We start from the raw sequence: 13,816 nt of genomic DNA, 5'->3' as shown, positions 1-13,816 counted from the left end.
TTCGGAACTCGTCGGCAGCGTCAGATGTGTATAAGAGACAGCTATTCTCCCTTGCTCCTCTGACAGAACGGGTATCTGAAGTCACGCGGCATCTGGACCTTCCCGCGTCTCCTTTAGTGGTCAAACATCATTCCTCAGACATGAACGGGTACCTGAAGTCACGGGGCGTGTTGAAGCACTCCTTCAGGGTCCTGACGCTGATCCAGCGCAGGAGGTTGTAGATCGACCCCGCCTTGTCGTTGGTGCCCGACGCCCTGGCGCCGCCGAAGGGCTGGTGCCCCACCGATGCGCCGGTCGTCTTGTCGTTGATGTAGAAGTTGCCCGCGGCGTGCCTCAGACGCGTCTCGGCCAGCTTCACGGCTTCCCTGTCGCGCGCGAAGATCGCGCCGGTCAGGGCGTACGGCGAAGTGGAGTTGCAGGTGTCCAGGACATCCTCGAACTTCGCGTCGTCGTAGACGAAGACTGTCAGCACCGGGCCGAAGATCTCCTCCTCCATCATCCTGTCGTGGGGATTCGTCGTCTGCACGACGGTCGGCTGCACGAAGTACCCGGAGGAGTCGTCGCAGGTGCCTCCGTGCACGATCGAGCAGTCCGCACTGCCCCTGGCGTAGGCCAGGTACGAGGAGATGTTGTCGAAGGAGGCCTTGTCGATAACCGCGCCCATGAAGTTCGAGAAGTCCTCGACCGGGCCTGCCTTGATCTGCGACAGGATCCCGAGCATGCGGTCGCGTACGTCGGGCCATATCGACGATGCGATGTAGGCCCGCGAGGTGGCCGAGCACTTCTGCCCCTGGTACTCGAAAGCGCCGCGGACGAGGCAGGTGGCCAGGCCCTGCGGCTCCGCCGACGGGTGCGCCACCAGGAAGTCCTTCCCGCCGGTCTCTCCGACTATCCTCGGGTAGGTGCGGTACTTCCCCATGCCCCCGGCGACCGTCTGCCAGATCCTGTTGAAGGCCGAGGTGGATCCGGTGAAGTGCACTCCTGCCAGAGCCGGGTCCGAGAGCACGGATCCGCCGATAGCGGCCGAGTCGCCCGGGATGAAGTTGATCACTCCGGGAGGCAGCCCGGCGTCCATGAAGGCCTGCATCACCATCCAGTTGGAGTAGACGGCCGTCGAGGCCGGCTTCCACAGCACGGTGTTCCCCGCGAGGGCGGGGGCCATGGACAGGTTGCCGCCTATGGCCGTGAAGTTGAACGGCGAGATCGCGAACACGAAGCCCTCCAGGGCCCTGTATTCCATCCTGTTCCAGGTCGCCGCGAAGTTCTCGGGCTGGATCTGGTAGATCTGCTGCATGAACCAGGTGTTCATCCGCAGGAAGTCCGCCAGCTCGCAGATCGCGTCGATCTCGGACTGGTGGCAGGTCTTGCTCTGGCAGAGCATCGTGGAGGCGTTGACCAGACTACGCTTCTGCTTGGAGATGATCTCGGCGGCCTTCAGAGAGACGGCCACCCTCTCCTCCCATGGCATCACCGACCAGGTCCTCCACGCGGAAGCGGCGGCTTCGATCGCCAGGCGCACCTCCGCCGGGCCGGCCTTGTGGTAGGTCGCCAGGGTGTGCCCGTGGTCGTGGGGGCAGACGCAGCGGCCCAGGTTGCCGGTACGAACCTCCCGCCCCCCGATGAGGAGCGGTATCTCGATCTCCGAGGATCGGAGCGAAGCGAGCGTAGCCTTCAGCTCCGCTCTCTCGCCCGTTCCGGGAGCGTAGGGCGTCACGGGTTCGTTCGGCGGCCTGGGGATGTGCACCAGTGCGTTCATGTGGATCTCCTTTCCAAATGCGGGAGGCGCAACCGTTTCCAGCGGCACCCTGTCGGCCCTGCGGGCGTGGCGCCCTGCTTTAGCCCGTAGGGCTCGGAGAGCCGTGATTATATCGGATGGAACAGGCTCGTGGAGACGCCGGAGAACGGCAGGGATCAGGCGAGGATGCGGACCGAGCTGGCCTTGAAGGAGATCCAGATATCGGAGCCCGGCCGGAGTCCGAGCCTCTCGGTGGATTCCCTGGTGACGGTGGACGCGATGCAGACCGAGCCCGACTCGGCATTGACGATGTCCGTGTGGAGGCCTCTCTCGATGGATGAGACGGTTCCCCGGAAGGTGTTCCTCTGGCTGGAATCGGTGGGCTGTGAGGTCGAGACCGAGACCGTCTCGGGGGGTATCACGATGCACCCGGCGCCCGACGCAGGCCCGGCCAGCACGACCTCGAGCCCGCCGACGCGGGCCGTCGTCCCGTCGAAGGAGGCCCTCAGGATGTTCCTCATGCCCGAGAAGGAGGCGACGAAGAGGTTGGAAGGCGAGAGCAGAACGGCGTCGACAGGGCCGTGCTGGACCATCCGCCCTTCCGAGAGAACCGCGACGTGGCTCGCAAGGGCCAGGGCGTCGGCCAGGTCGTGGGTCGCCATCACTACGGTCATGCCCCTGCCCCGGTGCAGCGATGCTATCAGGGAGCGCATCCCGGGCCTGAAGCCCTGGTCTACCGAACTGAGCGGCTCGTCGAGGAAGAGAATCTCGGGGTCGGTGGCCAGCGCCCTCGCGAGCGCGACCTTCTGCATCTCGCCGCCGGAGAGCGTTTCCGCGCGCCTCTCCGCGAAGCCGCCCAGACCCACCGCTTCGAGCCCTGCCTCGGCCTTGCCCGGAGCCGGGCGGGCGCCCCTGAAGCGCAGGCCTGCCTCCACGTTGCTCCGTACCGTCCCCTTCAGCATGCACGGCCTCTGCATCACCATCGCCATCCTTCGCCGCGTCCTCGTGCAGGCCGCCGATCCAGCCCGGGCGTGATCGACCCCGTCCAGCTTGATCGTGCCGGAAGTGGGCCTTGCCAGGAGATCGGCCAGCCTGAGGAGCGTGGTCTTGCCGCATCCCGTGGGGCCTATGACCGCGCAGAACTCACCGCTGTCGACGGCGAAGGAGACCCCGTCCAGGAGGGTCTTCCTCCCGGCGGCCTTCGAGACCGACCCGAGCTCGAGCCTCATGCCCGCCGGGTCCCGAGCAGGTGTACCGCGAAGCTGACGATCAGGGCAAGGGTGATGAGGATCAGCCCCAGGGCTATGGATTCGGCCGTCTCTCCCTTGCCTATCCCCAGGGAGATGGCCGTGGTCAGCGTCCTCGTGCGCCCGGCGATGTTCCCGCCGACCATCATCGCCGCGCCGACCTCGGAGATGGCCCGGCCGAAGGACATCAGGAGGGCCGAGACGATGGCCATGCGGGCCTCCCTGATCACCACCAGGCCTGTCTGGATCCGCCCGGCCCCGAGGGCTCGCACCGTATCCTCCACTTCGGAGGGTATGCCCCCCAGTGCGGACATGACGAGCCCCAGCATGACCGGTGCGATCAGGACGACCTCGGCGATGACGATCGCCCGCGTCGAGAAGAGGAGCCCGAGGAAGCCGAGAGGTCCCATCCTCGACAGGAGGAGGAACACGATGAGCCCGGCGAAGACCGTGGGCATGCTGTAGAGGGCGTGGATGACGCCGGTGAGGAGTCTCTTCCCCGGGAAGGAGGCAAAGTGGATCAGGCCGCCCAGCGGGACGAAGAGCAGCATGGAGAAGATGGTAGCGGCGGCGGAGACCGCCAGGGTCCTCAGGGTGATCTCCATCACCACGGGATCGCCCGTGGCGATGAGCTCGAGGGCTATCCCGAAGGCCTCCGCCAGCCGCTCCAAGCTGTTTCTAGAGGTCCTGGCCGGCGCAGGGGGTGAAGAGCTGCCTGCCCCAGGTCTCGACGCCGTAGGAGCCTATGAGTTCCTGGATCTCGGGGGAGGTCAGGAACGTCACCATGTTGGCCGCCATGGCGGAGTCGCGTGCAGCCGCCAGCGGTATGACGGCATAGACGTTCCTCATCGCGTCGCCCGAGCCGACGAGGATCTCGAGGTCCACGTCGCCCTGGTAGGCCAGGAAGGTGGCGATGTCGGAAAGGGCGTAGCCGCGCATCTCGTCGGCCATGTTGAGGGTCGGGCCCATGCCCGCGGCGGCCTCGACGTACCAGTCGCCGGCCGTCCTCACGTCCTCGTAGTCGTATCCTGCGGCCGCCCAGAGGCGCTGCTCCTGGGCGTGGGTGCCGGACTCGTCTCCGCGGGAGATGAAGGGCACGGTCGTGTTGTCATGGATGGCCGTAAGCGCGGCCTCGGGGGCGAGGTCCCTGATGCCGGCGGGGTCTTCGGACGGGCCCACGATGACGAAGAAGTTGTAGGCGAACGGGGTCCTGGAGAGGCCCAGGCCTTCGGCCACGAACGGTTCCTCGCGGGCGCGGTCATGCACTACGATGACATCGACGTCCCCGCGGGTGCCCCACTCCATCGCCTTGCCGGTGCCGGCATAGAGGATGTCGAGCTCGACGCCGTACTGGTCCTCGAACATCGGCTCGAGATAGGCCCAGAGGCCCGTGTCGTACAGGCTCGTGGTCGTGGCGACGAGAAGCCTGTCGACGCCCTCGCGCGGGGGATAGGCCTCGGTCGGGGCCGCGGCGGTGGAATCGACGGCAGCGCTGTCGGCCGGTACGACCGGCTGGTCGGCGGGCGGCTGCTCGCCGCAGGCGGTGAACATCAGAGCCATGGCCATCAGGGCGCCGGCCGGGAGAAGCTTCCGGGACATGGACCCTCCTCTTCTGTCGTTTGGACCGGACCGCGGTCCCGCCAGCCAGGAGAGGGAGGATGGACGCGATCGAACGGTGGAGGAGCCACCTGCACTGGATCGATCGGCGTCCGTTCCCTTTCCGAACACGGGAGGCGCAGGCGTTTCCCCCTGCACCCTGCCGCCCCGGCGTCCATGGCGTGCGCTTTAGGACGAGGGGGTCGGGAAGCGGTCGCTTTCGCAAGCTATACTCCATGCCCGGACCGGTCGCAAGCGGTTCGCGCAGGGAACGGCGGGAAGCCATATTACGGCTTCCCCGGGAGGCGACATGAGGGAACGCATAAGGAACTTCTGCATCATCGCGCACATAGACCACGGCAAGTCGACGCTCGCCGACAGGCTGCTGCAGGCCACCCACACCGTGACGGACCGCGAGTTCCACAACCAGATGCTCGACTCGATGGACATCGAGCAGGAGCGCGGGATCACGATAAAGAGCACTGCGGTCACCATGAGGTACACTTCGGCCGACGGGCAAGACTACGTGCTCAACCTGATCGACACGCCCGGCCATGTGGACTTCTCCTACGAGGTCTCCCGCGCTCTTGCCTCCTGCGAGGCCGCCCTGCTCGTGATCGATGCCGCCCAGGGCGTCCAGGCGCAGACCCTCGCCAACCTCTACAAGGCCATGGAGCAGGACCTCACTGTCATACCGGTGATCAACAAGATAGACCTCCCCTCGGCGAGCATAGCCGAGGTGATGGAGGAGATCGACCACGAACTCGGGCTCGACCCCGACGACGCCGTGCTCGTGTCCGCGAAGACGGGGCAGGGGATACCCGGGCTGCTCGAGACGATCGTGAAGAAGGTCCCGGCCCCCTCGGGCGATCCGGACAGGCCTCTCCGGGCCAGGGTCTTCGACAGCTTCTTCGATCCCTACAGGGGCGTGGTCGTCCACTTCAGGGTGGTTGACGGCATCCTCCGGAAGGGCTCGCACATCAGGATGATGGCGCCCTGCGCCGACTACCGCCTCGAAGAGGTCGGCCACATGAAGATCTCGCGCGAGCCCTGCGACGACCTGGAGGCCGGCGAGGTTGGATATCTGATCGCCGGGATAAAGTCGGTGGGCGACGTCAGGTCCGGAGACACGGTCACCGACGCCTCTGCACCCGCGTCGGAGCCCCTGTCCGGGTACGCCGAGGCGAAGCCCGTCGTGTTCTCATCGATCTTCCCGGTCTCCACCGAGGACTACGAGGATCTGGCGGTATCCATCGAGAAGCTGAAGCTGAACGACGCCTCGCTGGTCTTCGAGAAGGTCAACTCGGCCGGCCTCGGTTTCGGTTTCAGGTGCGGGTTCCTGGGACTCCTGCATCTCGAGGTGGTGCAGGAGAGGCTGGAGCGGGAGTTCGACCTGTCGCTCGTCCTCACCGCCCCTACGGTGCTGTACCGTGTTTTCATGAACTCCGGCCAGATGATCGAGATAGACAATCCCCTCCACTATCCCGATCCGTCGCAGATCGACCATGCCGACGAGCCCTACATCAGGGCGTCGATCATCATGCCCGACCGCTACATCGGCCCGGTGACGGCCCTGCTCAGGGACAGGCGTGCCGAGGACTACAAGTCGGTCTACGTCGGGAAGCAGCGCGTCGAGGTGACGGCCGAACTGCCCCTGGCGGAGGTGGTCTACGACTTCTACGACAAGTTGAAGTCCGTGACGCAGGGCTACGGGTCGTTCGACTACGAGCCATCCGGGTACAGGAGGGGCGATCTCGTACGGCTCGACATCCTCGTGAACCACGAGAGGGTGGAGGCGCTCTCGATCCTCGTGAACAGGGAGAGAGCAAGGGAGTGGGCGGTGCGCGCCTGCGAGAACCTCGCGAAGGAGATCCCCAGACACCAGTTCAAGGTCCCCGTGCAGGGGGCGATAGGCGGCACGATCATCGCGAGGGAGACCATCCAGGCCTTCCGCAAGGACGTGACGGCCAAGTGCTACGGCGGTGACATCACCCGCAAGCGCAAGCTCCTGGAGAAGCAGAAGGAGGGCAAGAGGAAGATGAAGATGGTCGGATCCGTCTCCATCCCCCAGAAGGCCTTCCTTGCAGTCCTGAAGAGGGATGAGTAGCCGCCGGGCTTGAGTCCGGGGGAGTATTCGACAATAATTCCCTCGTGTCCGGCGGTTCGAGGGCCGGCCGGATCGCCCAGGGAGGTGGGTCATGGCAAAGAGCATGGATCGGGAGACCACCAAGAAGGATCTCAAGAAGGCGACGAAGTCCCTCAAGGAGAAGCGCGCCGACAAGAAGGCCAAGAAGGAGTCCAAGAAGGCGGCCCCCGTTCTCTAGAAGAGCGCATCCCCGCGGGGATGCCGTCCGAAAGCCCCGCAAGCTCACCGGACCGGAAGGGAAGAATGCCTGGCAACGATGGATGACAGGTTTTCGCCTACCGGTCCGTTTCTTCACGAGTATCTCACCGAGGAGACCCGGTTCGGGGTCTGGCGCCGCTATTCCCACCCGGGCGGAGCGACATATTCCGAATTCACCTCGCACGGTGAATTCCTCGGTTTCCCGATGATCCACATCACCAGGGGCGTATGCCCCGAGACCCGCAGGAGGAAGACGGCCAGGGGCTTCATCGCGATAGGCAGGAGGGCCTTCGGCTTCGTCGCGCTGGGCCAGATCGCGGTCGGAGTCATCGCGCTCGGCCAGGCGAGCCTCGGCCTGGTTTCGGCAGGACAGGCCGCGGGCGGGTATCTGGCGCTCTGCCAGGGCGGTTTCGGATGGCGTCTGGGCATCGGGCAGATGGTCGCCGGGGAGACTGCGATAGGCCAGATCGCCGCGGGGCGGTACGTCCTTGCCCAGATGGGCGTCGGAGAGCACGTCTGGTCGACGGAGACAGCCGATCCCGAGGCGGTCGCGTATTTCAAGGGCCTGATGGAAACCGTGTCCGCACGGCTGGGCATCTGAGTTGCCCGGAACGGCCGGCTCGCCGGGGCTGTACGTCCATGTGCCGTTCTGCCTGCGCAAGTGCAGGTACTGCGCCTTCTACTCGATAGCCGACCTCGACTCGGATTCGGCCATGCGCTTCGCGGGCGCCCTGCTGGACGAAATCCGGATGAGGCTCCCCCGGGAAACGGTGTTCTCCACCTTCTATGCCGGAGGGGGGACCCCCGTCCTGCTGGAGCCCTCCTACTGGAGCGAGGTCTTCGCCGCGTTCCCTCCATCCTCGCGGCTGGCCGACGACGCCGAGGTGACGATAGAGGCCAACCCTGCGGCGGTGAGCTCCCGGGATCTCCAGGACCTCAGGCGCACCGGCTTCAACCGCCTCAGTATCGGCGTGCAGTCCTTCGACGACGCCCTGCTCGAGTTCCTGGGCCGCGTGCACAAGGGGGCCCAGGCGGAGGAGATGGTGCTGGAGGCCCGGAAGGCCGGCTTCGAGAGCGTGGGGATCGACCTGATGTACGGGATCCCCGGACAGACCGCCGAAGGCTGGCTCACTGACCTCAGGAGCGCGATCGACCTCGGGGCCGGGCACATCTCGTGCTATGCTCTGACGGTGGAGGACGGCACGCCCTACGGCCACTCAGTGAGGATCGGAGGCGCTCCGGCACCTGACGAGCGCCTTGTCGTGGAGCTCTACGGGGTCACCGACGAATTCCTCGCCAAGGCCGGCTACCAGCACTACGAGGTCTCGAACTATGCCGCAGGGCGCAGGTGGCGCAGCAGGCACAACTCGGCCTACTGGAGCGGCGCACCCTATCTCGGATTCGGCCCGTCGGCCCACAGTTTCGACGGTGCTTCCCGCAGGAGCTGGAACAGACCCGGGCTCAACGAGTACCTGGCCGCGATCGAAGCCGGGCAGGTCCCCGAGGCCGGATCGGAGGAGCTCACCCCGAGCCAGATCCTCCTCGAACGGATCATGCTCGGTCTGCGCACGAGCGACGGTGTCGACCTCGAGGCCGCCGGCATGTCGGGCGGCGCCCCGGAGGTCGTGAAGACGATGCTGTCCAACTGGGTCTCGCACGGACTCTGCTCGGTGGACGGGCTCAGGATCAGACCCACGGCATCGGGCATGCTGATGGCCGACGGCATGGCGTCGTCGCTGGCAGCCGTGCTCGACCTCTAGCCGGTCTGGGAGTTTGACGACAACCTCCGGCTTGGCAATAATTCGGCTCCCTTCGGTGCCCCAGTAGCTCAGAGGATAGAGCGTCGGTTTCCTAAACCGCAGGTCGCCCGTTCGAGTCGGGCCTGGGGCACCAGGTTCTCCTCATCACTCTCAGACGCATCGGAAGTAGTTGATTCACATGCCACTTGGATTGTTCCAAGTGACTGCTTCTCCGTTGATGCTCTATGACGCGATTTCGCGCCAGATCCTGCTACAGAAGTAGAAGAGACACTTGTTGTTAGACCATGTTCGTTTCTGTTCCAAGTGCTCTGAGCAGTCTGAATACCAGCACTCGAGGGCTCCATGAGGCGGCACACTCTCATCAGTGGGGTTTCGATGGGGCTGAGCTCACCCTCGCGGGAGATAGTGATCCGGTTGGGGAAAAGAGCTGACTGCAGTGCGATCTGGCTTTCCAGGTCGAGTCTCGGCCAGAGCGCAGGCGCCCGTTGGATCATCCCGAGAGCCTTCTTGACATCCTTCTCGGTGATCTTGTCCAAGTTGGCGAGCTTATGAGCCCTCGCCTCGAGGTCCTGGATTCGCTTCATCAGTTCCTCTTCAAGCATCTTGTACGCTTCTTCTGAGATAACACCGGAAGCCATCTTCTGGGCGATGCCAGCCAGATCCAGCTTGGTTTTCCGAACGTCCGATTGAACTCGCTCCCGCATCGTACCTGTGGAAGCGATCTGTTCTTTCATGACCCATCTGATGGCTCTTTCCAGGAGAACCAGGACCGCCTTCGGAGGGACGTGCCTGTTCAGTTGCTCGATGAAACGGTCATGCAGCAGGTCGGCTGTTATGTTCACGCACCCGTTTCGCCAGCATCTGTAGTTCCCGTACTTCTTGGGCTCCCTCTCATTGTTCTGGCTCTCATGCTTCCTCACATAGCCGTTCGTGCTGGGGCTTCCTGTTATCCCCGAGCCGCAGTTCTCACAGCGAACGAACCTGCGAAGAGGGAACTCATCCCTGTCCGATATGTGTGGTACTGCTTGTGGGGAGTTCGCGAAGTTCAGAGACCTCTGGACCTGCTCAAACTCCACCTCGGTTACAATGGCCCGGTGGTTCCCGGGGATCCAGTTCTCCCCCTCGACACGCACCAGCCCAGCGTAGAACCTGTTCGTCAGAATTCGGTGGACTGTGTCCTTGTCGATGGGCTTGTCTCGCCGATACCGCATCGGTGCCCCCTGGGCTGCAGCCATATCGCGAATGGTGAACATCCGATAACCCTGGAGAGCTAGTTTCCAGATCAACTGAGCATAGGGGAAGAGCTCAGGGTCTTCGACAGTATCCCGTCTGAAGTCTGTCGTGCCAGGAACCTGCCTTGGAGACCCCTTGATGTGTCCGTAAGGAGGGTTGCTGGTGTAGTCACCATTCTCCCGAGCAGTCTTCATCCCTCGCTTCGTACGCTCGATCCCTTGAAGTGCGTATTCCTCGTTCTGTGCTTCCTTCATCGCCAGCTGTGTTTCGCTCATCTCCTCCATCTTATCGGTGACGGAGCAGACAGTGATCCCGAGACCCTTCAGGAATGTCCGAGTCAAGGCAGAGAAGATCGACTGCCTTGCGAATCTGTCACTGCAGTAGACCATGAAATGCGAGACCTTGTCGGCATTCAGGATGGCGTACTCTATCGCCTCCTTGAAGCCGGGTCTGTCCAGTCTCCGCCCAGATACACCCTCATCGCTGAAAAAGGCGTCATTGATGAACGGGATGCCCTTCTCTTCGATCCTGCGCAGTGACTCCCGCCTCTGATCGGCCAGACTGTTGGTATCGACCTGATCCTGGGTTGAAACTCGAACGTAGATGATCGCCCCATCAGAGCGAGGCTGAGTTCTAAGCTTCTTGGTCCTCTCCTCGAGATACATCAGCACGTCGACGAGATCGCCGAACTTGCCAACCAGTTGCTTGTTCGAGTACTTAGTCATCGTTTTCTTCGGTTCGTTTTCCTACGTTTCTGATGGCTCGACTTTTCGCTCTTCCTCGGGGGCTTCTTCACCTTCGATGATAGCCCGGTGTTCTGCGTCAGGTCCACAGATGTCTGAGCGATCAGAAGGATGTCACGAAGGAAGGCGTCCAACAGACTGTCAGGGATCTGTTTCCCCGTCAGCCCCAGGATTGTTCTGGCTTCACGTCTGGAAATCCATGCATCGCATGAACCTTGAGAGTCGGATGGAGGATCGGCCACAGATCGGTCTGGGAAGGGCTCGGCGATCTCCAGAGTGGCACTCTCGCTGCCTTCGACTTCCGCGGACTCCGCCAATGGCGGTTTCTGTTTCTCTGCCAATCCCTAGCCGTCCTCGTGTGCTCAAGGCTCTGTACGACACTGTGCCGAGATGCATGACGACTCCGTTCGTGCGGCGCGGACAAACGCCCGGACGCACCGGTTTCGGTTTCAGTTTCGGGATTGGTTTCTGTTTCGTGTCCGAGTAGTGGACCGACGGGAGGAGCATCGCCCTCAGTGCAAAGATCGCATCGGTACGAATCGCGGTCAATACCTCTATAACCGAGAGTAGCAGATGATTTCCTTGAGATTGTTGGGTTGACTCCTGAGCCGCTCTCCACTGCAGAATGGAACCCACCATTGAATCGCCCCGAGGTCGCCGGAGGCTCAACAAGATGAGAAGATGGGGCTCTGGCGAATCAGAGAAGGTATCCGCTCGAGGTTCGTGAGCGGGCCGTGAGGCTCGCTCATGGGAACCCCGGGGAGTACGATTCGGAGTGGTCGCTATGTGGAGGCTGTCTATCGGAAGGTGATCACGAAGGGAGTCCATCCCTCTCAGATGCACTCCTGAGTGTGAAACTCACGACTCCCATTCTCATGATGCTAAAATGGGAGCTCGAGATTCGTTCATTCTAGTCTATCGTGATGCATCACAGGGATATATACCAGACTCTGTGCTAACGGGAAGGAGCCTTTATCTCGATGCTTCATAACGGAAAACACGGGATGTGCCCGTCAAGGTACCATCTGAAATTCTTCAATAGATCAGGCTCCTGTTCTGGGCATCAAATGAGTCAACACAAACTGTGGCATTGCAACACTTTCTATTGCTACCCGGTTAGGTTCAGTACCTGTTGATCTTCTACTCCGAGCGTACTAACCAAAGCAAGCATCGAGTCTCAAGTCAGAAGCGTGAGCGACTCCTACGACAATGCTCTTGCCGAGAGGATCCTCGGACCGATTGGGAACATCCCTCCGATCGAGTTCAAGAACCTGCACTATCAACGCAAGGATCTTCTGGCCATGGCGGTCGGCGACACGTGAACAGCTCTCCGGGAAACCGGGGCGATTCATGCGAGCTGTTTCCTGGTTGGCAGAAAACGTGCTCGACCGGGAATCCCCAAATCAGAAAGATGAGTTGCTCTTTCCACGAAATCGCACCATTTCTGAGACAAAATCCTACGTGCAAACTCTTATATGGCATCAACATAGGCCCTCCTCGCGCGCACGCGAACATGATTTTGCTCGTCTGGTGAGGCCGAAATCCGGGTAAAAGTGTCCAAACAGCCCCCTGTTCATTGTGGATCACGGGAGCATAACGGCCTCAAAACGGGAGATGACGGGCACATGACGGGAGCAGAAAAGGGGGTGACGAGCACATGACTCACTACTTTCCTGGTTCCTGAGCTCCTGAGACCCCCCTCGATTCAGTCGCCCTCCCTGGTCTTTGAGACTTCCATCTCTGCACTTGGTATGACTCTGGCTATCAACCTTCATCCGCTTCACGTCGCTCGTTCCTAGCCTTCTCCAGCTCCAATCAGGTACTGACCACGGTATAAAGGTAATGAGGGAAGATGTTGCTGCGCTTTCTATTTCCCACAAGGAGGTGTTCCTTGACCGTCATCCGGGCTCTCGTTGCACTCGTTGTCGCCGTTCTGGGAGAGTTGATCACCTACCTCGTTCGGAGGAGAACCCAATAGCTGTTTCTACGTGGAAGGAGTTGATATGAGCGAACCGAGAGCACACAGAGAGGAGAGAGCTTCCCTCCTCAGAACATCAGTCGCCAATGTGAATCCCTTTGCCCCTGTCCGTCTGTCCCCAGTCGCGGTCAACGGTTGTGCCGTTCCCCAGGTCGGGGTCGAGATCCTCAACGACGAGGGGGACTGGGAAGCCCTGAACATCCACAGCCAGGGCTACCAGCTCATCCCGAACACCCTCGTCCAGCAGGCTGCTCGGGAGATCACCTCCCGCAGCTCGATGAGTTGGACCGAGGAGAAGACGATCTGGACCGGACGCTTCCTGTCGATCCTCTACCGCTCGGACAGGATGGTCCAGCTTCCCGAGGTCGGGGATGCCGTCTCGCTCGGCCTGCGTGTCGAGAACAGCTACGACGGATCGGCGAAGTTCCGTCTGGCGCTCATGGCCTTCGTGCTGTCGTGCCGGAACGGCTTGATGAGCCCGAGGCTCTTCACGACCTACACGGTGAAGCACGACACGGCGAAGGAGTTCGACATCGAGGAGGCAGTCGGGATCCTGAACAGCGGGGTAGAAGCCCTAGAGGTCCTGGTTCCCAGGATCGCAGGGCTCTCCAGGATGCCCCTCACGGTCAAGCGGCTGTCCTCCGTCTCGAGGAACATCGAACTGCCGAACCGTGACTGGGGTCACGTCCTCCAGCAGCTCGAGCCCGCCAGGACCATGTGGGACCTGATGCAGGCTATCACCCACAGAGTCACCCACAACACCCGTGGCCGGAGCCTCATCACCACCAGCGAAGAGGTAGGGGACTACTTCCTGTCCCGCCTGGCTGCCTGACAAAAACAGTCTAGTCAGGTCAGCCTCTCGATCTATCTCGTTGTCATACAACATCATCTCAGACCGAACAATTTGTCAGGTCTGAGCATCCTGTTGATAGACATGTATATGCTCAGGTGTCATTTCAATTGACATCCGAAAGGAGTTCAGGCTTTGGCTACCCGCACCGCGTTGGCCCGGACCAGGCGCCCGGGCCTTCTCATACCCTTCGCCGAATACCTGGCTGCTCCGGGCATCCACTTCTCGACGCTCCGGTACATGGGGCAGAGTCCGCTCCACTACCGGCATGCGGTCGACTGCCCTCCTACCGAGACCCAGGCAATGCTCCTGGGCAGGGCGACCCACACG

The 13,816-nt window shown here is 62.2% G+C and carries 10 protein-coding genes, 1 tRNA gene and 2 riboswitches; of the genes, 7 read left to right on the top strand and 4 right to left on the bottom strand.

Annotated elements, in window-relative coordinates; all coding sequences use genetic code 11:
* Positions 1-127: 127 nt before the first annotated feature.
* From pruA to QUS11_06450, 4 genes are all read right to left on the bottom strand, one after another.
* On the bottom strand, positions 128-1,756 hold the full coding sequence (gene pruA / locus QUS11_06465) for an L-glutamate gamma-semialdehyde dehydrogenase (protein MDM7992941.1): 1,629 nt from the start codon (positions 1,754-1,756) through the stop codon (positions 128-130).
* Positions 1,747-1,867: riboswitch (molybdenum cofactor riboswitch) on the bottom strand. Its footprint overlaps the gene before it by 10 nt.
* A gap of 44 nt (positions 1,868-1,911) precedes the next feature.
* Positions 1,912-2,964 (bottom strand): ABC transporter ATP-binding protein, encoded by a 1,053-nt coding sequence (locus QUS11_06460; protein MDM7992940.1) that lies wholly within the window; start codon positions 2,962-2,964, stop codon positions 1,912-1,914.
* Positions 2,961-3,653 carry an ABC transporter permease gene (locus tag QUS11_06455; protein ID MDM7992939.1) on the bottom strand — a complete coding sequence of 231 codons (693 nt, stop codon included), beginning with the start codon at positions 3,651-3,653 and terminating at the stop codon, positions 2,961-2,963. The genes QUS11_06460 and QUS11_06455 overlap by 4 nt, the downstream gene beginning before the upstream one ends.
* A 7-nt stretch (positions 3,654-3,660) precedes the next feature.
* Positions 3,661-4,581: a substrate-binding domain-containing protein gene (locus QUS11_06450; GenBank protein MDM7992938.1), complete on the bottom strand. Its 921-nt coding sequence runs from the start codon at positions 4,579-4,581 to the stop codon at positions 3,661-3,663.
* 98 nt (positions 4,582-4,679) lie between these two features.
* A riboswitch (molybdenum cofactor riboswitch) is annotated at positions 4,680-4,799 on the bottom strand.
* A gap of 89 nt (positions 4,800-4,888) precedes the next feature.
* Between QUS11_06450 and lepA the strand changes: the two genes are divergently transcribed.
* The 7 genes from lepA to QUS11_06415 all read left to right on the top strand — a co-directional run bounded on the left by lepA (position 4,889) and on the right by QUS11_06415 (position 13,468).
* Complete coding sequence (gene lepA / locus QUS11_06445; GenBank protein ID MDM7992937.1) at positions 4,889-6,685, top strand: translation elongation factor 4; 1,797 nt, start codon at positions 4,889-4,891, stop codon at positions 6,683-6,685.
* A gap of 91 nt (positions 6,686-6,776) precedes the next feature.
* Positions 6,777-6,902, top strand: coding sequence for a hypothetical protein (locus tag QUS11_06440; protein ID MDM7992936.1), 126 nt, complete (start codon positions 6,777-6,779; stop codon positions 6,900-6,902).
* Between the two features lie 78 nt (positions 6,903-6,980).
* Positions 6,981-7,523 carry a hypothetical protein gene (locus tag QUS11_06435; protein ID MDM7992935.1) on the top strand — a complete coding sequence of 181 codons (543 nt, stop codon included), beginning with the start codon at positions 6,981-6,983 and terminating at the stop codon, positions 7,521-7,523.
* A gap of 1 nt (position 7,524) precedes the next feature.
* Positions 7,525-8,682: a radical SAM family heme chaperone HemW gene (gene hemW, locus QUS11_06430; GenBank protein MDM7992934.1), complete on the top strand. Its 1,158-nt coding sequence runs from the start codon at positions 7,525-7,527 to the stop codon at positions 8,680-8,682.
* 57 nt (positions 8,683-8,739) lie between these two features.
* Positions 8,740-8,815: transfer RNA gene (locus tag QUS11_06425), tRNA-Arg, on the top strand.
* A gap of 3,033 nt (positions 8,816-11,848) precedes the next feature.
* A complete protein-coding gene (locus QUS11_06420) occupies positions 11,849-11,980 on the top strand; it encodes a hypothetical protein (GenBank protein MDM7992933.1) in 132 nt (43 codons plus the stop codon).
* 744 nt (positions 11,981-12,724) lie between these two features.
* Positions 12,725-13,468 carry a DUF932 domain-containing protein gene (locus QUS11_06415; GenBank protein MDM7992932.1) on the top strand — a complete coding sequence of 248 codons (744 nt, stop codon included), beginning with the start codon at positions 12,725-12,727 and terminating at the stop codon, positions 13,466-13,468.
* Positions 13,469-13,816: the final 348 nt, after the last annotated feature.

This window comes from Candidatus Fermentibacter sp., from assembly GCA_030373045.1.
GTDB lineage: Bacteria > Fermentibacterota > Fermentibacteria > Fermentibacterales > Fermentibacteraceae > Fermentibacter.
Note: the sequence above shows the minus strand (reverse complement) of the source record. Positions and strands in the feature narration are given on the sequence as shown.